At 67.2% G+C, this 17456-nt stretch carries 20 protein-coding genes; 11 read left to right on the top strand and 9 right to left on the bottom strand.

What is annotated here, in order from left to right:
* Window position 1: 1 nt before the first annotated feature.
* The 3 genes from EAH84_RS04405 to EAH84_RS04395 are packed head-to-tail and all read right to left on the bottom strand — an operon-like array spanning window position 2 to window position 1820.
* On the bottom strand, window positions 2-142 hold the full coding sequence (locus EAH84_RS04405) for a DUF2256 domain-containing protein (protein ID WP_140868219.1): 141 nt from the start codon (window positions 140-142) through the stop codon (window positions 2-4).
* Window positions 142-1239, bottom strand: a complete 1098-nt coding sequence (gene aroB, locus EAH84_RS04400) for a 3-dehydroquinate synthase (RefSeq protein ID WP_140868509.1) — start codon at window positions 1237-1239, stop codon at window positions 142-144. Before aroB ends, EAH84_RS04405 begins: the two co-directional genes overlap by 1 nt.
* 41 nt (window positions 1240-1280) lie before the next feature.
* Window positions 1281-1820, bottom strand: coding sequence for a shikimate kinase (locus EAH84_RS04395; RefSeq protein ID WP_140868216.1), 540 nt, complete (start codon window positions 1818-1820; stop codon window positions 1281-1283).
* Between the two features lie 190 nt (window positions 1821-2010).
* Between EAH84_RS04395 and EAH84_RS04390 the strand changes: the two genes are divergently transcribed.
* The 3 genes from EAH84_RS04390 to EAH84_RS04380 are packed head-to-tail and all read left to right on the top strand — an operon-like array spanning window position 2011 to window position 5766.
* Window positions 2011-3852 (top strand): hypothetical protein, encoded by a 1842-nt coding sequence (locus EAH84_RS04390; protein ID WP_241656454.1) that lies wholly within the window; start codon window positions 2011-2013, stop codon window positions 3850-3852.
* A 13-nt stretch (window positions 3853-3865) separates the two neighbouring features.
* Window positions 3866-4792 (top strand): tyrosine recombinase, encoded by a 927-nt coding sequence (locus EAH84_RS04385; protein ID WP_140868213.1) that lies wholly within the window; start codon window positions 3866-3868, stop codon window positions 4790-4792.
* 26 nt (window positions 4793-4818) lie between these two features.
* Window positions 4819-5766: an acetyl-CoA carboxylase carboxyltransferase subunit alpha gene (locus EAH84_RS04380; protein WP_140868211.1), complete on the top strand. Its 948-nt coding sequence runs from the start codon at window positions 4819-4821 to the stop codon at window positions 5764-5766.
* Between the two features lie 86 nt (window positions 5767-5852).
* Here EAH84_RS04380 and EAH84_RS04375 read toward each other — a convergent pair whose 3' ends face one another.
* Window positions 5853-6020 carry a Flp family type IVb pilin gene (locus EAH84_RS04375; protein ID WP_140868208.1) on the bottom strand — a complete coding sequence of 56 codons (168 nt, stop codon included), beginning with the start codon at window positions 6018-6020 and terminating at the stop codon, window positions 5853-5855.
* 123 nt (window positions 6021-6143) lie between these two features.
* Window positions 6144-6341, bottom strand: coding sequence for a Flp family type IVb pilin (locus tag EAH84_RS04370; protein WP_140868205.1), 198 nt, complete (start codon window positions 6339-6341; stop codon window positions 6144-6146).
* Between the two features lie 31 nt (window positions 6342-6372).
* Here EAH84_RS04370 and EAH84_RS04365 point away from each other — a divergent pair, with 31 nt between their 5' ends.
* Window positions 6373-6804 carry a (deoxy)nucleoside triphosphate pyrophosphohydrolase gene (locus EAH84_RS04365; RefSeq protein ID WP_277753717.1) on the top strand — a complete coding sequence of 144 codons (432 nt, stop codon included), beginning with the start codon at window positions 6373-6375 and terminating at the stop codon, window positions 6802-6804.
* A gap of 78 nt (window positions 6805-6882) precedes the next feature.
* Here the strand turns inward: EAH84_RS04365 and EAH84_RS04360 are convergent, their stop codons facing one another.
* A complete protein-coding gene (locus tag EAH84_RS04360; protein ID WP_140868202.1) occupies window positions 6883-7365 on the bottom strand; it encodes an Hsp20 family protein in 483 nt (160 codons plus the stop codon).
* A gap of 602 nt (window positions 7366-7967) precedes the next feature.
* Here EAH84_RS04360 and EAH84_RS04355 point away from each other — a divergent pair.
* The 6 genes from EAH84_RS04355 to EAH84_RS04330 all read left to right on the top strand — a co-directional run bounded on the left by EAH84_RS04355 (window position 7968) and on the right by EAH84_RS04330 (window position 12896).
* Complete coding sequence (locus tag EAH84_RS04355; protein ID WP_140868199.1) at window positions 7968-9218, top strand: lipoprotein-releasing ABC transporter permease subunit; 1251 nt, start codon at window positions 7968-7970, stop codon at window positions 9216-9218.
* Complete coding sequence (locus EAH84_RS04350) at window positions 9211-9885, top strand: ABC transporter ATP-binding protein (protein ID WP_140868197.1); 675 nt, start codon at window positions 9211-9213, stop codon at window positions 9883-9885. The genes EAH84_RS04355 and EAH84_RS04350 overlap by 8 nt, the downstream gene beginning before the upstream one ends.
* Complete coding sequence (locus EAH84_RS04345) at window positions 9882-10484, top strand: GNAT family N-acetyltransferase (protein ID WP_140868195.1); 603 nt, start codon at window positions 9882-9884, stop codon at window positions 10482-10484. The genes EAH84_RS04350 and EAH84_RS04345 overlap by 4 nt, the downstream gene beginning before the upstream one ends.
* Window positions 10481-10960: a glutathione peroxidase gene (locus EAH84_RS04340; protein ID WP_140868192.1), complete on the top strand. Its 480-nt coding sequence runs from the start codon at window positions 10481-10483 to the stop codon at window positions 10958-10960. The genes EAH84_RS04345 and EAH84_RS04340 overlap by 4 nt, the downstream gene beginning before the upstream one ends.
* Window positions 10961-11013: 53 nt before the next feature.
* Window positions 11014-12384 carry a ribosome biogenesis GTPase Der gene (gene der, locus EAH84_RS04335; RefSeq protein ID WP_140868190.1) on the top strand — a complete coding sequence of 457 codons (1371 nt, stop codon included), beginning with the start codon at window positions 11014-11016 and terminating at the stop codon, window positions 12382-12384.
* A gap of 119 nt (window positions 12385-12503) precedes the next feature.
* Complete coding sequence (locus EAH84_RS04330) at window positions 12504-12896, top strand: Hpt domain-containing protein (protein WP_425326437.1); 393 nt, start codon at window positions 12504-12506, stop codon at window positions 12894-12896.
* On the opposite strand, the gene EAH84_RS04325 is transcribed toward EAH84_RS04330, so the two are convergent.
* Window positions 12893-14119 carry a DUF418 domain-containing protein gene (locus EAH84_RS04325; protein WP_140868184.1) on the bottom strand — a complete coding sequence of 409 codons (1227 nt, stop codon included), beginning with the start codon at window positions 14117-14119 and terminating at the stop codon, window positions 12893-12895. The two genes, EAH84_RS04330 and EAH84_RS04325, sit on opposite strands and share 4 nt — an antisense overlap.
* Before the next feature lie 95 nt (window positions 14120-14214).
* Here EAH84_RS04325 and EAH84_RS04320 point away from each other — a divergent pair, with 95 nt between their 5' ends.
* Complete coding sequence (locus tag EAH84_RS04320; protein WP_140868181.1) at window positions 14215-14778, top strand: hydrolase; 564 nt, start codon at window positions 14215-14217, stop codon at window positions 14776-14778.
* On the opposite strand, the gene purL is transcribed toward EAH84_RS04320, so the two are convergent.
* Window positions 14779-16998 carry a phosphoribosylformylglycinamidine synthase subunit PurL gene (gene purL / locus EAH84_RS04315; protein ID WP_140868178.1) on the bottom strand — a complete coding sequence of 740 codons (2220 nt, stop codon included), beginning with the start codon at window positions 16996-16998 and terminating at the stop codon, window positions 14779-14781.
* Between the two features lie 86 nt (window positions 16999-17084).
* The gene (locus EAH84_RS04310; RefSeq protein ID WP_140868175.1) at window positions 17085-17318 is read right to left on the bottom strand and encodes a hypothetical protein; all 234 of its coding nucleotides are present in this window, start codon (window positions 17316-17318) and stop codon (window positions 17085-17087) included.
* Between the last annotated feature and the right edge of the window lie 138 nt (window positions 17319-17456).

Genomic DNA, 17456 nt, shown 5'->3' with positions numbered 1-17456 from the left:
CTCAACGCTTCTTTCGGCAGGCGCCCGAGCAATAAACCACCTGTTCCCAATCGCGCGCCCATTTTTTGCGCCAAGCGAAGGGGCGGTGGCAGGCGGGGCAGGTTTTCGACGGCAGATTGGCCTTGTCGACCCCGTTGGGCATCAGCGTTGATCGTCGAGGAAGGCTTCGACGTCGGCGAGATCGACGGTCTTGTCGAGGAAGGTGCGCCCGATCCCGCGCGCCAGCAGAAAGGGGAGCGTGCCCGCCGCCATTTTCTTGTCGTGGCGCATATGGTCGACGAGTCGCGCGCCGCTCGCGGCGATTCCCGACGCGGCGAGGCTGTCGGGCAGCCCAGTCGCGCGCCAGTGGGCGGCGACGCGGTCGGCATCCGCCTGCGTGCATAGTCCGACCCGCGCAGAATAAGCGAACGCGAGCGCGCAGCCCGCGGCGACCGCCTCGCCGTGGATCAGGCGGCCCGAATAATGCGCCTCCGCTTCAAGCGCGTGGCCGAAGGTGTGGCCGAGGTTGAGGAGCGCGCGTTGCCCGGTGGTTTCGTGCTCGTCGGCGGCGACGATCCGCGCCTTGGCGGCGACCGCGTGGCCGATCGCAACGGTGCGCGCGGCAAGTTCGCCCGCGAGCAGCGCCGCGCCGTTGGCCTCGCACCAGACGAAGAACTCGGGGTCGTCGATCAGCCCGTATTTGACGACCTCCGCATAGCCTGCGCGCAGTTCGCGGGCGGGCAGGGTATCGAGCACGGTCGGGTCGATCAACACCAGCACCGGCTGGTGGAACGCGCCGATCAGGTTCTTGCCCGCGCGAGTGTTGATCGCGGTCTTGCCGCCGACCGAACTGTCGACCTGCGCGAGCAATGTCGTGGGGATCTGGATGAAGCGGCACCCGCGCTTCAGGATCGCGGCGCCGAACCCGACGAGATCGCCGATCACCCCGCCGCCAAGCGCGATGACGTGGTCGGTGCGCTCGATCCCGAGGTCGAGCAGGAAATCGCAGACCGCCTGGAGTTGAGACCAGCTCTTCGTAGCTTCGCCCGGGGGGAGGACCAACACCTCGCTCGCGACCCCCGCGGCGTCGAGCGACGCGCGTAGCGTCGTCAGGTGCGCGGCGACGTTCTCGTCGCACACGATCGCGACGCGGCGCCCACGGGCGAGCGGCGCGATCGCGTCGCCCGCACGCGCCAGCAGCCCCGGCTCGATCAGGATCGGATAGGCGCGCGCGCCCAGTTCCACGATCATCGTCGTCATCGGGATCGTCGTCATCGGGATTGTTGTCATCGGGATTGTTGTCATCGGCCGAGCGCCTTCAGAATCGCGGTGACGGTTGCCTCGTGCGGCGCCTGCTGGCTCGCGACGTGGATCGGGGCGAGCGCGTAGATCGGATTGCGGATTTTGGCGAGATCGATCAGCACGTCGTGCGCGTCCTTGCCGCGGAGCAGCGGGCGGGTGTCGCGGCGGCGCACGCGTTCGGCCAGCACCCTCGTCGGCGCATCGAGCCAGATCGCGGTCGCCTCGGCGAGGATCAGCGCGCGGGTCGCGTCGTTGATGAACGCGCCGCCGCCGGTCGCGATTACCTTGGGCCGACCATCCATGAGCCGCGCGATCACGCGGCGTTCGCCGTCGCGAAACTGCGCTTCGCCATAACGTTCGAAGATGTCGGCGATCGTCATCCCTGCCGCCTCCTCGATCGCCTGGTCGGCATCGACGAAGGGCAGCCGCAGCCGCGCGGCGAGGCGGCGCCCGACGGTGGACTTGCCGACGCCCATCAGCCCGACGAGCACGATCGGCCGGTCGATCGTCGATGATTGGGGGTTGGCGCTTTGCAACATGGGTGGGCGCGCTATACAGCCCGGGCGCACCGCGGGCAAAAGCCCGCACCGGTTGATTGTACAAGGGTTGCCATGTCCCGCTTTGCCGTTTCGGTCGTTATCGTTCTCGTCATCCTGATCGGGGGGCTGTTCTTCTTGGCGGGCCGCGATTCGGAACGGCCCCAGACCCAAGTCGAAAAGGCCGTCTCGCTTGAAAATCTCAGCTAGGCTGCGCGTCGGGGCAGCCGCGGCGGCGATCGTCGTCGCGGCGCTGCCAGCGCTGGCCCCGGCGATCGGCCAGGACAAGCCCGAATCGATCCTGCCCCCCGGGTTCGGCGAGCCCGCACCGCCGCCGCCCCAGCCGCGCCCTACCAGCACCGCGCGGCCCGGGACTGCCGCACCGGGGGGCGCGCCTGCACCAGCAGCGCCGCCAACGACGCCAATGGTCCAGCCGCTGCCGTCGACGCGCGGCGACGCGGCTCCCGCGCCGACGCCAGCCCCCAGCGATTCGCCGACTCCGGCGCCGATCGACCCCGCGGTACTCGCGCAATATGAAATGCCGGTCGCGGCGCGCCGGTCGCTCGCAATCGTCGGTCCCGCGGGGCCGCGCGAAGGCGCGATGCGCACCGATGCGTTCGGCAACGCCGATGGCCGCTTTCTCGAGGCGCTGATGCACCGCACCGCGGCACCGCTGCCGTCGCGCTGGCTGTCGATCCTGTTGCGGCGCGCGCTGACGTCGTCACTGGCGACGCCGCCGAACGTCGATGGGGCCGATTTCGCCGCCGAACGCGCGTGGTTGTTGCTGCGGATGGGCGAATCGGTCGCGGCGCGCGCGGTCGTCCAGGGCGTCGATACCGCCAACTACACCCCCAAGCTGTTCCAGGTCGCGATGAACAGCGCTCTCGCGACCGGCGATCCCGCCGAGCTATGCCCGCTGCTGCCCAATGGGATCGCCGCGACGCACGAACGCGGCTGGGCGCTGGCACAGCCGATGTGCGCGGCACTGGCGGGCAACCCCAGCGAGGCCAAGGCGGGGATCACCCAGGCGCGGCGACGCGGGCTGGCGACGGGGATCGACCTCCAATTGGCGCAGAAGGTCGTGGGCGCGGGTCCCGATGGTGGGCAGGCGGTGACGATCGAATGGGCGGGGGTCGATGCGCTCACCGTCTGGCGGTTCGGGCTGGCGATCGCGACCGGGGTGACGATCCCCGAATCGCTGCTGTCCTCGACGGGCAAGCAGGCGACCTATTGGTACGCGCTGGCACCCAGCATCGCCCCCGCGGCGAAGGTCGCGGCGGTCGACGCAGCGGCGGGGCAGGGTGTGCTCTCGTCCGCCGCGCTGATCGATTTCTACAGTGCGCTCGATGAGGATGACGATTCGCCGCGCGACGCCAGCGCGACCGCGCAGGACCTGCGCGAGGCTTATACCGCGACAACCGGCGATGCGCGCTATGCCGCGCTGCGCCAGATCTGGGGGCCGGTGGCGACGCCAGTGCCATACGCCAGGCTTGTGCTCACCGCGCGCGCGGCGGCGCGTCTGCCCCGCGGCACCAAGGTCGACGATTACCGCGCGCTGATCGGGTCGATGCTGACCGCGGGGCTCGATCGGAGCGCGGCGCGGTGGCGCGATATCGTTCCCCAAGGGAGCGACGCGTGGGCGATGATCGTGTTGGTCGATCCCGATGTGCGCGCGCCGCTGAGCTATGGCGACCTGTCGTCCTATTCGGGCGGGGGCGATGCGCAGCTGAAGCAGCGGCTGTTGTTCGCGGGGCTGGCGGGTCTTGGGCGGCTGTCGCAGTCGGATGTCGAGCGCGCGGCCAAGTCGCTCGATGTCCGGATCGGCATGGAAAACAGCTGGACCCGCGCACTCGATCGCGCGGTGGCGGCAAACCAGCCCGGCACCGTCGCGCTGCTCGCCGCGATCGGGATGCAGACCCCGACCTGGCAGGGCGTGCCGCCCGCGATGCTGTACCGGATCGTCACCGCGCTGCGGGTCGTCGGACTGGAGGGCGACGCGCGGATGATCGCCGCCGAGGCGATTGCTCGGGCATGAGTGGTGCCGGGGCGTGATCCGCACCCGGTCCGTCGGCGGGGATACCGCACTGATCGACCGGTTCTGCGAGATGCTGACTGCCGAAGCCGGGGCGGCGGCGAACACGGTGTCGGCGTATCGCAGCGACCTGCTGCTGGCATCGGTCGATCGCGGTGGCGACCTCGCGGTCGCGGATGCCGACGCGCTCGCCGCGGTCGCGCATGGCTGGCGCGCGCTGGCGCGATCGACGGTCGCGCGCAAATCGGCGGCGTTGCGGCGCTTCTTCGCGTTTTTGGCCGATGAGGGCCTGCGCGCCGACGATCCGGGCAAGGCGCTGCCCCGGCCTGGCACGGGACGATCGCTCCCCAAGATCTTGAGCCACGCCGATGTCGAGCGGCTGTTCGCGGCGCTGGCAGTGCGGCTGGCGCGCGTGCCGCGCGACCCGCGCGACCTGCGGCTCGCGGCGCTGGTCGAATTGCTCTACGGATCGGGGCTGCGCGCGAGCGAATTGGTATCGCTGCCGCGCAACGCGATCGCGCCCGATCGCCCGTTCCTGATCCTGAAGGGCAAGGGCGGGCGCGAACGGATGGTGCCGATCGGCGACCCCGCGCGCGCCGCGGTGGCGCGGTGGCGCGACCATGTCGCGACCGACCGCGCCTGGCTGTTTCCGTCGGGCCAGAAGCATCTGTCCCGGGTCCGGCTGCACCAGCTCGTCAAGGCGCTCGCGGCGGAGGCGGGGATCCCGCCCGATCGGGTGAGCCCGCACGTCCTGCGCCATGCCTTCGCGACGCACCTACTCGAAGGCGGCGCTGACCTGCGCGCGCTGCAATCGATGCTGGGGCACGCCGATATCGCAACGACCGAAATCTATACGCATGTCGACGCGGCGCGGCTCGTCGAGCTCGTCAATACGCGCCACCCGCTCGCCGATCCCGAACGGCGGCGGCGCGCGTTGACCTGACGCGCGCGCACGACTAACCGCCGCCGATGCCTAGCTTCCTCGATTTCGAAAAGCCGATCGCCGAGCTGCAGGGACGGATCGACGAACTGCGCGAGACCGCGGCCGACGGCACGGTCAACATCGATGCCGACGTCGCGCGGCTCCAAGCGAAATCGGACAAGCTGTTGCGCGATACATTCGCCAAGCTGACACCGTGGCAGAAGACGCAGATCGCGCGCCACCCCGAACGCCCTCATTTCAAGGATTATGTCGCCGGGCTGTTCGAGGAATTCGTGCCGCTGGCCGGGGATCGCGCGTTCGCCGACGACCAGGCGATCCTGGGCGGCTTCGCGACTTTCCGCGGCGCCAAGCTGATGGTGATCGGGCACGAAAAGGGTGAGGATACCGCAAGTCGGCTCCGCCACAATTTCGGCATGGGCAAGCCCGAGGGCTATCGCAAGGTCGTCCGACTGGTCGAACTTGCCGACCGGTTCGCGCTGCCGATCGTGACGCTGGTCGACACCTCGGGCGCGTTTCCCGGAATCCAGGCCGAAGAGCGCGGGCAGGCCGAGGCGATCGCGCGGTCGACCGCGGCGTGCCTCGATGCGGGCGTGCCGGTCGTCGCGGCGATCGTCGGCGAAGGCGGATCGGGTGGCGCGGTGGCGCTCGCCGCGGGCAACCGCGTGCTGATGTTCGAACATGCGGTCTATTCGGTGATCAGCCCCGAAGGATGCGCCTCGATCCTGTGGCGCACCGCGGACAAGGCCCCCGACGCCGCCGAAGCGATGAAGGTCACCGCGCAGGATTTGAAGGGGCTGGGGGTGATCGACACGATCGTCCCCGAGCCGCTGGGGGGCGCGCACCGCGATCCCGAGGCCGCGATCCAGTCGCTGGGCGATGCGATCGGCGCGGCGCTGGGTGAGTTGGGTGGCGCCGATTCGGACACGCTGCGTCGCGGACGCCGCGAAAAATTCCTCGCGATGGGGCGATCCTGAGCCACCCGTGCCCACCAAGCGCACGCGAAAAGGGCGGCGAAGACCAAGCCCCGCCGCCCCATCGCGTTGTCGTCGAGACGCCAGTCTTAGGTGGCGGTCATGTTCGACGAGACGTTGTTGAAGGTGGTCTTGAGCTTGGTGCCCAGGCCCTGCATCGCGGCGATCGCGGCGACGGCAATCAGTGCGGCGATCAGGCCGTACTCGATTGCGGTTGCGGCCTTGTTGTTCCTGACGAACTTGCGAATGTTCTGCATTCCGGTCTCCATGGTTCGATAGCTTCAGTCACCCGGCTGAACCGGAAGTCCGGAGCAGCAGTTCGCAAATTAAGCGGGGTAGGTTTAAGAAAGGTTTACGCCGCACGGGGTTTTGCCGTGGCATCAATTCGCGTTTGCGACCTTGGTGCTGACGCCGTTCCACATTTCGGTGGTGACGTCGGCCAGCCCGTGGAGCGACACGACCATGATGATGACGATACACGCCACGATGAGGCCGTATTCGACCGCGGTCGCGCCGCGCTGATCGCGCAGCAGGCGGAACATCACGACCAGCGGTCGACGAGCGAAGGGCGTCCACATGATGCCTGCGATAACGCGGGAGGGTTAACGATTGGTCGATGAACCATTCGGATCGGCCACGTTGCTGCTGGTGGTGGCGATCGCACTGGTCGCGGCGGACGGGCGCGTCCTGCTGGCGCAACGCCCGCGCGGGTCGCGTCATGGCGGGTTGTGGGAGTTCCCCGGAGGCAAGGTGGAATCCGGCGAACGACCGGAGGCGGCATTGGTCCGCGAAGTGCGCGAGGAACTGGGGATCGAGATCGACCCGCGCGACCTGGCGCCGGTCGGCTTCGCGAGCGAGGCGGAGGCGAAACGGCATTTGTTGCTGTTATTGTATCGCGCCGATCGCTGGGTTGGCGAGCCGACCGCGTTGGTGGCGGATCGGCTGGCCTGGGTCGCGGTGGAGGCGATGCCCGCGCTAGCGATGCCGCCCGCGGATCGACCGCTAGTGGAGGCCCTCGCCCGCCCGCTGGACCGGCCCTGACATGATGAAAGCGTCCGGACCTCGCGGTCCGGACGCCCCTCGGACGCCTGGAAAAGGGAGCTACAGGCGCCGAACCGGTTACGCGGCCGTCGCCTGATCGGGGGCGGTGGCGTCGTTATCGCTGTCGACGGTCGCGGCGCGTTTGCCGGAGCCGATCGCGATCGTCTTGGGTTTCATCGTCTCAGGGATTTCGCGGACGAGGTCGATGACGAGCAGGCCATCGTTGAGCCGCGCGTCCTCGACGAAGACGAAATCGGCAAGCTCGAACCGTCGTTCGAAGCTGCGGTTGGCGATGCCCAGATGCAGATAGCTGCCGCTATCCTCCGGCGCGTCTTTCTTGCCCGCGACGAGCAGCAGATTCTGCTGCGCGGTGATGTCGATCTCGTCGCGACCGAATCCAGCCACTGCCAGCGTGATGCGGTAGCGATCGTCGGCGACGCGTTCGAGGTTGAAGGGGGGGTAGTTTTCTGCGGTCTGGGCGCGGGTGTTGGTTTCGAGCATGTCGAACAACCGGTCGAAGCCGATCGTCGAGCGCCGATAGGGGGTGAGATCGAGTCGCATATCAAATCCTCCTAGGAGCAAGTTGACCATGGATGGCGGCATCCGCAGGGACGCAACGCCGCGTGAAGCCCGCATCGCGGCGCCTCGCGACTCGTAATCTAGGAAAGTCCCGATCCGGTTCAAGTCCCGGCACGAACCAGATGAATCATCCGGTCCACGGAGGTCATGACACCATGTCCACATTGGGTTCAGGATCGTCCGGCTATGGGCGATGGTGGCCGGGCAGGGAGCGTGATCCGGAAGCTCCCGCTCTCTGCCCGGTCGATGTGGTGCGGTGGCGGTGCAGGCCTTCTGAAACGGCAAACGCCCGGACCGTTGCCGATCCGGGCGCCTGCGTGACGATGGCGAAATCGTCAGCCCCCTTGTCGCCGTTGGTCCGCGCGTGGTCGCTGCGTCACCGTCGGCAATTTCCCTGAACCATGGCCTTGCTGCCTAAGCTCCAGTAGGTTGGTGCTAGGGAAGCCACCCGCGATTGTCACCAGCGATGTGGCCGGGAAGGGACGATTGCGGGCGCGGTGTGTCGATTCCGCCACATCGTTGCGGAGCCACTTTGCGATGCGGAACGATTGCCTGTCGCCCGGTCGCGCTCTAGATGCGCAGCGATGATCCTCTCCCGCTACGAACGGATGATAGCCCGCCGCTATCTGCTCCCCGGCAAAGGCGAGGCGTTTATCTTCCTCGTCGCCTCGATCAGTTTGGTCGCGGTGATGCTGGGGGTCGCCGCGCTCGTCATCGTGATGAGCGTAATGAACGGCTTTCGCGCCGAATTGTTCGACAAGATCGTCGGGCTCAATGGCCATGCAGTGATCCAGGGGGTCGGCGGGCGACTGCCCGACTGGCGCGAGATCGTTGCGGAGGCGCGCGCGACCCCCGGGGTTACGAGCGCGGTGCCGCTGATCGAACAGCCGCTCGCGGCGACCTTCAACGGCCGCGCCGAGGCGGTGCTGGTCCGGGGCATGCGCGTCGCCGACATCCGCACCAACAGCGCGATCCGATCCAAGGTCCTGATGGGCGGTCTCGACAGCATCACCGCCGGCAGCAAGCGGATCGCGATCGGCAGTCGCCTGGCCGAGGCGCTCGGCGCGCAGGTCGGCAGCGAGATTGCGCTGTTCAGCCCGCAGGGGCAGTCGACGCCGTTCGGCACGGTGCCGCGGATCATCAGTTATACCGTCGGCGCGATCTTCGAGATCGGGGTCTATGATTACGACAAATCCTATATCGTGATGCCGATCGAGGATGCGCAGACGCTGCTGCTGATGGGCGATGCCGCGGGGATGGTCGAAATCCAGACCGTCGATCCCGATCGGGTCGGCGAGATCCTCGGGCCGCTCGGGGACAAGATCGGCGGCGGCGCGGTGATCCAGGATTGGCGAACGATGAACGCGCAATTGTTCGAAGCGCTCGCGGTCGAGCGGGTCGCGATGTTCACGGTGCTGTCGATCATCATCCTGGTCGCGGTGTTCAACATCCTGTCGAGCCTGATCATGCTGGTCCGCGCCAAGACCCGCGACATCGCGATCCTGCGGACGATGGGGGCGAGCCGGAGCGGGTTGATGCGGATTTTCATGCTGGTCGGCACAATCATCGGCGCGCTCGGCACGCTGGCGGGGCTGGCGCTCGGGTTCGCGTTCCTGTTCTACCGCCAGGGCGTGGTGCACTTCGTCGAACTGGTGACCGGGCAGAGTCTGTGGGATCCGTCGATCCGCTATCTCACCGAACTGCCCTCGAAGCCCGATCCGGTCGAGATCGTCGTGATCGCGGCGATGGCGCTGATCTTCAGCTTTCTCGCCACGCTCTACCCTGCGTGGAAGGCGGCGAGTACCGACCCCGTCCAGGTGCTGCGTTATGAATGAAGCGGTCCTGCAAGTCACCGGGCTGACCCGCAGCTTCACCCAGGGCGACGAGACCATCGAGGTGCTGCGCGGGGTCGACCTGACCGTGGCGCCGGGCGAGATCGTCGCGCTGCTCGGCCCGTCGGGATCGGGCAAGTCGACCTTGCTCCAGGCGGTCGGGCTGCTCGAGGGCGGGTTCGAGGGATCGATCCGGATCGCGGGCGCAGAGGCGGCGAAGCTCGACGCGCATGGTCGCACCGCGGTGCGCCGCGATCAGCTCGGCTTCGTCTATCAGTTCCACCACCTGCTCCCCGATTTCAACGCGACCGAGAATGTCGTGCTGCCGCAGCTGATCCACGGCGCCGAGCGCGCTGCGGCGGACGCGCGCGCCGCCGCGCTGTTGACCGCACTGGGACTCGGCCACCGGCTAACGCACCGCCCCAGCCAGTTGTCAGGCGGCGAACAGCAGCGTGTCGCGGTGGCGCGCGCGCTCGCCAACCAGCCCGCGCTGGTGCTGGCGGACGAACCGACCGGCAACCTCGACGAGCATACCGCCGATATCGTCCTCGGCGAATTCCTCCGACTGGTCCGCGGTGAAGGATCGGCGGCGCTGGTCGCAACGCACAACGAGCGGATGGCCGCCAAGATGGACCGGGTCGTGAGGCTGCACGAGGGGCGGCTGGCGTGAATGCGTGGCGTGAGGCGCCGACGCTTATCGGCCGCCACGTTGCGCTGCGCGCGCTCAATCGTAGTGACCGCGACGCCATCGTTGCCGCATTCGCGACGGGCCTAGAAGGCGTCTTCGCGACGATGGTGCCCAATAGGGTGACGATCGACGGCTGGTACGACCGGATCGAGGCCGAATACACGGCGGGGCGGGCGATGCCGTTTACGGTGCTCGATGCGGCGGGCGCGGTCGCGGGGGTGACGCGGTTCATGCGGATGAGCGAGGCCAACCGCAGGATCGAAATCGGCGGGACCGTCTATGCCAAGTGCGTCCAGCGCACCGGGCTGAATACCGAGGCGAAGCGGCTGTTGCTCGCGCATGCGTTCGATACGCTCGGCTGCCAGTGCGTCCAGTTGCGGACCAGCTGGTTCAACCGCCCGTCGCGCGCGGCGATCGAGCGGCTCGGCGCGCGGCTCGACGGCGTGCTGCGCGGGCATATGGTGACCGCGGACGGATCGATCCGCGATACCGTCGTCTATTCGATCCTGGCGCACGAATGGCCCGGCGTGCGGCTCAACCTCGATACCCAATTGGCGCGCCACGAAGGAGCATCGTCATGACCGCGATCACCGACCTCTCCGTGACGGCCGCGGACGGGACGCCGGCGCCGCTCGATACCTATCGCGGCAAGGTGCTGCTGGTCGTCAACACTGCGTCGAAATGCGGGTTTACGCCGCAATATGAGGGGCTCGAGGCGCTGCACCGCGATTATCGCGACCGCGGGTTCGAGGTGCTCGGCTTCCCGTGCAATCAATTCGGGCATCAGGAGCCGGGCGATGCCGCGGAGATCGCGCAATTCTGCACGCTGACCTACAATGTCACCTTCCCGATGTTCGCCAAGATCGACGTCAACGGCAGCGACGCCGATCCTTTGTTCGAGCGGCTGAAGCGCGATGCGCCCGGGCTGATGGGGTCGAAGGCGATCAAGTGGAACTTCACCAAGTTCCTGGTCGATCGTAACGGCACCACCGTCCGCCGCTACGCGCCGACGACCAAGCCCGCCGAGATCAAGGCCGATATCGAAGCGCTGCTCTAGCGCGCCCTGTCGCGACGCGTGACGCACGGGTGCGGTTAGGGTAGGGGGCCGCGATGTCCCGCCTTCCCACCGTCGCGATCGTCGGCCGCCCCAACGTCGGCAAGTCGACGCTGTTCAACCGTCTCGTCGGCAAGAAGCTCGCGCTGGTCGATGATCGGCCGGGCGTGACGCGCGATCGGCGCGAGGGCGATGCGAGCCTGATCGGGCTCGATTTCCGCGTGATCGATACCGCGGGCTATGAGGATCACGACGCGCAGTCGCTGCCCGGGCGGATGCGGATGCAGACCGAGGCGGCGGTGGCGCAGGCCGATGTCGCGCTGTTTCTGGTCGATTCGCGCGCGGGCATCGTGCCGCTCGACGAGGAGATCGCGCGATGGTTGCGCGCGTCGACGACGCCGGTCGTGCTGGTCGCGAACAAGGCCGAAGGACGATCGGGGGATCAGGGGATTCTCGAATCATTGAGCTTGGGGTTCGGCGATCCGGTGCAGATGTCCGCCGAACATGGCGAGGGCGTCGGCGACCTGTTCGAGGCGCTGCTGCCGCTGCTCGACAAGATCGAGGCCGAGAATGTCGACGACGACGAGGACGACGACCGGCTCGACGGACCGTTGAAGCTCGCGATCGTCGGGCGGCCTAACGCGGGGAAATCGACGCTGGTCAACCGGATGCTCGGCGAGGATCGGATGATCACCGGGCCAGAGGCGGGGATTACCCGCGATTCGATCGCGATCGACTGGCTGTGGGAACCCGCGGGCGGCGAACCCCGGCAAGTGCGGTTGATCGACACCGCGGGGATGCGCAAGCGCGCCAAGGTGCAGGACAAGCTGGAAAAGCTGTCGGTCGCCGACGCGCTGCACGCAGTCGATTTCGCCGAGGTTGTGGTGCTGCTGCTCGATGCGACGCTGGGGCTGGAGGCGCAGGACCTGCGAATCGCGGATCGCGTGCTCGAGGAAGGCCGTGCGATCGTGATCGCACTGAACAAATGGGACGTCGCGGAGAATGCCTCGTCGCTGTTCAACGGCGTTAAGCGCGCGCTCGAGGATGGTTTGAGCCAGGTCAAGGGCGTCACCGTCATGACCGTGTCGGGGGCGACAGGCAAGGGGATCGATCAGCTGATCCAGGCCGCATTCGATACCCGCGAGGCGTGGTCGAAGCGGGTCGGAACGGGCGAACTCAACCGCTGGTTCGAACGCGCGATCAAGGCCAATCCGCCCCCTGCGCCGGGCGGCAAGCGGATCAAGATGCGCTATGTCACCCAAGTCAAGACGCGCCCGCCGAGCTTCGTGATCTTCGGGACCCGGGTCGATCAACTGCCCGCGAGCTACGAGCGTTACTTGGTCAATTCGATGCGCAAGGAGTTGGGATTTGGCGCGGTGCCGGTTCGATTGAGCCTGCGCGCGCCGAAAAATCCGTTCGACCCCTGACGTCTGGCGCGATCAGCAACCTGTTCTTTACCGTTTGGCGCCTACGAATAGCGCCGAAGTCGTCGTCGCTGACATAGCGCGATATCGGGGAGACCACAGTGTCGTTCGAAGGCAGCACGTTGGTAGATTGGTCCGCCTACGCGAAGTCGCGTAGCGAATTGGGCGCGGGGTTCGTGCGAATCCTGGGATATTTCCGCGAGGATGGCGTCAAGTCGGTGGCCGCGATCGAGGCCGCGATGCGCAGCCACAGCGCCGCGGGGATGGTGATTCCGGCGCACACGCTGAAGGGCGAAGCGCGTCAATTCGGTGCGGGGCCGCTCGGCGATCTGGCCGAGGCGATCGAGATGAGTGCGCGCGATGCGGTGGAACTGCACGACAGTTGCGACGATGCGCTGGTCCATGTCGCCAAATTGCGCCCGCTGTTCGACGAGACGTTGCAGCTGCTCGAGCGCGAGGCGAGCCCGCTCGTCGCGCGCAAGCCCGTGATGGGGTTCGGTCGCCGGAGCGATTAAGCCGTTGCCAATCGCATCGGCTGGAGTCGGCCGCGGGACAGCGAGCGCCATGCCCATTCGAACGGACCGTAGCGATACCGACGCAGCCACCATGGCGACCAGACCAGCATGATGCCCCACGCCAACGGCGCGAGCCAATACAGGTCGGCGCGGGTCCAGCGTGCGAACTGGCCGAGCCCCCAGCCCGAAAACACGAATGTCATCATCAGCGTCGTGCCGAGATAATTGGTGAACGCCACCCGCCCGACCGCGGCGATCCGGGCACCGAATGCACCGAGCGGGCGGATCGCGAGCATCAGCAGCGCGGCATAACCGACGACGGTTAGCGGGCGGATCGGGTCGCTCGCGACGATCGAGCCGAGATAGACCCAGCGCTGGTCGAAGCCATGCGCGATCGTGGCGAGCGCCAGCGCGACATACGCCGGCACGGTGAGCCCGAGGCAGATCGCCGCGATGAGCGCGTAGCGTCGCGGGCTCCACGCGCCGGTCAGGAACCCCGATCGGTATCCCGCCATGCCGAACACCATCGACCCCAGCGTCTGGCCGCCGATCAGCCGCAGCACCGTCAGCGGCGATGCTTCATGTGTCCAGCGATACGCGATGCCCTCGCCGAAACCGCCACGCACCCCGGCGATGGTCGCGTGGAGGATGGGGGCGGGGGGCAGGCCGAATCCTTCGGAAAACGCGTTCCAGGTCGCGATGTGCGCCGGGGTGTCGCGCGCCGCGCTGTGCAGCAGCGCGAGCCCGAGCACCGCCTCATCGAGGAACTGCAACGCGATCAGCGCGACCCCCACCGCGACCATCGCGGGCACGCGAATCCGCGCGAACAGGAACGCTGCCGCGCCGACCAGCGCATAATGGCTGAGGATATCGCCCCACCAGAACAGGTAGAGGTGGAGGCAGCCGATCAGGAACAGCGTCGCCATGCGGCGGAAATGCACCGCCGCACCGCTCTGCCCCCGCGCCTCCGCGGCATCGATGACGACCAGCATCGACGCGCCGAACAGGAAGGTGAACAGCCCACGCATCTTGCCTTCGACGAGCACGAAATTGGCGAACCAGACGGCGCGGTTCCAGCCGGTCGATCCGCCCCAGGCGAGCGGCGAGAAATAGGCCGCTTCGGGCAGTCCGAACGCGGGAAGATTGGCGACCAGGATGCCCATCACCGCGACGCCGCGGATCACGTCGAGGCTGACGATTCGGGATGCGGGGCTGTGGGTCATCGCGGTCGGGGCGTGCCAGATCGCGCGGCGATGACAAGGGGCGGAACGTCGCAGTGACCGATCGGTTGTGATGAGGTCCACCCCGAGGAATTGCCATGCCCGCCTTCGACCCTGCCACGACTGCGCTCGTCCTGATCGACCTCCAGCGTGGCATCATCGCGGGGAACAAGGGGCCACGCAGCGGCGATGCGGTCGTCGCCGCCGCGAAGGATTTGGCCGCTCGGTTCCGCGAACGCGGCGCGCCGGTCGTGCTGGTCCATGTCGGCTGGCGCAATGACGCCGAACGCCCGAGCGGCGCGGTCGATCGACCGATGCCGATTCCGTCGGGCGGCACCCCGCCTCCGTTCATGGAATTGGTCGAGGGGCTGCAGCAGGAGGGCGATGTCGTGGTGCTGAAACATCACTGGGGTGCGTTCACGGGCACCGACCTAGATCTGCAATTGCGGCGGCGCGGGGTGAGTACGATCGTGATCGCCGGGATCGCTACCAATTTCGGCGTCGAATCGACCGCGCGGGCGGGGTGGGAGCTGAGCTACGACGTCGTGGTGGTCGAGGACGCGTGCACCTCACGGTCGAGCGACCTCCATGCGTTCGCGATCGAGCACATCCTGCCACAGATCGCGCGGGTCGTCCCGTCGGGCGAGGTGTCGCTGGCCTGATTACGCCAGTGCCGCATCTTCACCCATCAGTTGGGGGAAAAATCCCTCGTGCGCGGCGCGCAGGGCGTCGAGGCTGACCGCATAATCGGCCTTGGGCAGTTCGAAGATCAGCCGTTTACCGCCGGTTCGGCCCATCGGTTCGGCTTCGACCCCGGCATCGCTGGCAGCGTGGAGGAAATCGAGCAGCGCGTGGTCGTGGACGGTGACGATATAAATGCCTTGGTCCTCGGCGAAGAACGCGGCGGCGCCCTCGTGCGGCTGCTTGCGGTCGATCATAGCACCGAGATTGCCCGCGAGCGCCATTTCCGCGAGCGTGACCGCGACGCCGCCGTCCGAAACGTCGTGAACCGCGGTGAGCTGCCCTGCGGCGATGCCGCCGCGGATGAGATCACCAGCCTTGCGTTCGAGTGCCAAGTCGACCCGCGGGGGTGGTCCTTCTTCGCGACCGTGGCACTCGCGCAACCATAGCGATTGACCAAGATCGCCGCGACGGGTGCCGACGACGAGGATGATGTCGCCCGCATCCTTGAACGCGATCGTCGCATTTTTACGCCAATCCGCGAGCAGCCCGATCGCGCCGATCGCAGGGGTAGGGAGGATCGCCGAGCCGCCGCCGGCGGCCTTCGATTCGTTGTAGAGGCTGACGTTGCCGCTCACGATCGGGAAGTCGAGCGCGATGCAGGCTTCGCTCATCCCTTCGAGGCAGCCGACGATCTGGCCCATGATCTCGGGGCGCTGCGGGTTGGCGAAGTTGAGGCAGTTGGTCACCGCGAGCGGGGTCGATCCGACCGCGGTCAGGTTACGCCAGGCCTCAGCGACCGCCTGCTTGCCGCCCTCGACCGGGTCGGCAAAGCAATAGCGAGGGGTGCAATCGGTGGTGATCGCGATGGCTTTTTCGGTGCCGTGGACACGCACCACCGCGGCGTCGCCGCCCGGGCGCTGGACGGTGTCGGCGCCGACCATCGAATCATATTGCTCCCAGATCCAACGCCGCGACGCGATGTCGGGACTGGCCATCAGCGTCAGCAGGTCGGCGGCGATGTCGTTGCTCTCGGGCACATTCACCAGCGCCTTGGCGGGCGGGGTGGGGGTGTGCGGCCGATCGTAGAGCGGGGCGTCGTCGGCGAGCGGGCCGAGTGGGATGTCCGCGACGGTATCGCCCTTGAAGCTCAGCACCATCCGCCCGGTGTCGGTGACGCGGCCGATGATCGCGAAGTCGAGCTCCCATTTGCGGAAAATCGCTTCCGCCTCGGCCTCGCGACCGGGCTTCAGGACCATCAACATCCGCTCCTGACTCTCGCTGAGCATCATCTCGTACGGCGTCATGCCGGTTTCGCGCTGGGGCACATCGTCCATGACGAGTTCGATGCCGACGCCGCCCTTGCTCGCCATCTCGACGCTCGACGAGGTGAGCCCTGCGGCGCCCATGTCCTGGATCGCGACGATCATGTCGGTTGCCATCAGTTCGAGGCAGGCCTCGATCAGCAGCTTCTCGGTGAACGGATCGCCGACCTGGACGGTGGGGCGCTTGGCATCGGCGTCGTCACCGAAATCCGCGCTTGCCATCGTCGCACCGTGGATGCCGTCGCGCCCGGTCTTGCTGCCGACATAGACGATCGAATTGCCGATGCCGCTGGCGGCGGAATAGAAGATCTTGTCCTGATCCGCGATGCCGACGGTCATCGCGTTGACGAGGATGTTGCCGTCATAGGCGCTGTGGAAATTCACCTCGCCACCTACCGTCGGCACCCCGACGCAATTGCCATAGCCGCCGATGCCGTGGACGACGCCTGCGACGAGGTGGCGAGTCTTGGGGTGATCGGGCGATCCGAAGCGCAGCGCGTTCATGTTCGCGATCGGCCGCGCGCCCATCGTGAAGACATCGCGCAGGATGCCGCCGACACCCGTCGCCGCGCCCTGATAGGGTTCGATGTACGAGGGGTGATTGTGGCTCTCCATCTTGAAGATTGCCGCCTGGCCGTCGCCGATATCGACGACACCCGCATTCTCGCCGGGACCGCAGATCACCTGCGGACCGGTGGTGGGGAGTTTCTTGAGGTGGATGCGCGAGGATTTGTAGCTGCAATGCTCCGACCACATCACTGAAAAGATGCCGAGTTCGAGCAGATTGGGTGCACGGCCCAGCGCGTGGACGACGCGGTCGTATTCGTCATGGCTAAGGCCGTGATCGGCGACGATCTGGGGGGTGATCTCGGTCATGCCGAGGGCTTTAGCGAGCCGCGCCGATCGAGGCCAGCTTCTCGATCAGCGCCCGGGCCGTAAGCCCGGGCGCTGTGAGCACGGCATCAGCGGTTGTCGGTGATCGTAATTCCCAGCGCGGCCCAATCGTTGCTCGTCTTGCATTCTTCCGGAACCAGTCGACTGCCGGTGATCGGCGCGGCACTGCGATCGCGGAGGCAATAGCGCCCGCGCTTTTCGTCATAGCGAACCCGATAGGATGAGGGGGCGGGCTTGGCGGCAGGCAGAACGGCGTCCGGGGCGGGCGCACTCAGGGCGAGCAGCGCGATGGTGATGATCATGGTATCCTCCTGGGTCGAATACAGGCTCTTGCCTGCGTCCGATCCAATGCAGGATGTGTGCCAGTGAGCTAAGTCACTGATACACCTAGATCGGTATTTCTTTCGCTGAGCTTCGTGCGCCGAAAGCTGATGAATTTC

Origin of the sequence: Sphingomonas oligophenolica, assembly GCF_006438955.1 — a bacterium.
Taxonomy (GTDB): domain Bacteria; phylum Pseudomonadota; class Alphaproteobacteria; order Sphingomonadales; family Sphingomonadaceae; genus Sphingomonas; species Sphingomonas oligophenolica_A.
Note: the sequence above shows the minus strand (reverse complement) of the source record. Positions and strands in the feature narration are given on the sequence as shown.

What these genes read in the sequence shown, in the direction of transcription:
- EAH84_RS04320 (WP_140868181.1), top strand. Translation starts at nt 14,215, where the DNA reads ATGCCCGCCTTCGACCCTGCCACGACTGCGCTCGTCCTGATCGACCTC.
- EAH84_RS04355 (WP_140868199.1), top strand. Translation starts at nt 7,968, where the DNA reads ATGATCCTCTCCCGCTACGAACGGATGATAGCCCGCCGCTATCTGCTC.
- EAH84_RS04350 (WP_140868197.1), top strand. Translation starts at nt 9,211, where the DNA reads ATGAATGAAGCGGTCCTGCAAGTCACCGGGCTGACCCGCAGCTTCACC.
- EAH84_RS04380 (WP_140868211.1), top strand. Translation starts at nt 4,819, where the DNA reads ATGCCTAGCTTCCTCGATTTCGAAAAGCCGATCGCCGAGCTGCAGGGA.
- EAH84_RS04395 (WP_140868216.1), bottom strand. Translation starts at nt 1,820, where the DNA reads ATGTTGCAAAGCGCCAACCCCCAATCATCGACGATCGACCGGCCGATC.
- aroB (WP_140868509.1), bottom strand. Translation starts at nt 1,239, where the DNA reads ATGACGACGATGATCGTGGAACTGGGCGCGCGCGCCTATCCGATCCTG.
- purL (WP_140868178.1), bottom strand. Translation starts at nt 16,998, where the DNA reads ATGACCGAGATCACCCCCCAGATCGTCGCCGATCACGGCCTTAGCCAT.
- EAH84_RS04340 (WP_140868192.1), top strand. Translation starts at nt 10,481, where the DNA reads ATGACCGCGATCACCGACCTCTCCGTGACGGCCGCGGACGGGACGCCG.
- der (WP_140868190.1), top strand. Translation starts at nt 11,014, where the DNA reads ATGTCCCGCCTTCCCACCGTCGCGATCGTCGGCCGCCCCAACGTCGGC.
- EAH84_RS04310 (WP_140868175.1), bottom strand. Translation starts at nt 17,318, where the DNA reads ATGATCATCACCATCGCGCTGCTCGCCCTGAGTGCGCCCGCCCCGGAC.
- EAH84_RS04375 (WP_140868208.1), bottom strand. Translation starts at nt 6,020, where the DNA reads ATGCAGAACATTCGCAAGTTCGTCAGGAACAACAAGGCCGCAACCGCA.
- EAH84_RS04325 (WP_140868184.1), bottom strand. Translation starts at nt 14,119, where the DNA reads ATGACCCACAGCCCCGCATCCCGAATCGTCAGCCTCGACGTGATCCGC.
- EAH84_RS04370 (WP_140868205.1), bottom strand. Translation starts at nt 6,341, where the DNA reads ATGTGGACGCCCTTCGCTCGTCGACCGCTGGTCGTGATGTTCCGCCTG.
- EAH84_RS04360 (WP_140868202.1), bottom strand. Translation starts at nt 7,365, where the DNA reads ATGCGACTCGATCTCACCCCCTATCGGCGCTCGACGATCGGCTTCGAC.
- EAH84_RS04405 (WP_140868219.1), bottom strand. Translation starts at nt 142, where the DNA reads ATGCCCAACGGGGTCGACAAGGCCAATCTGCCGTCGAAAACCTGCCCC.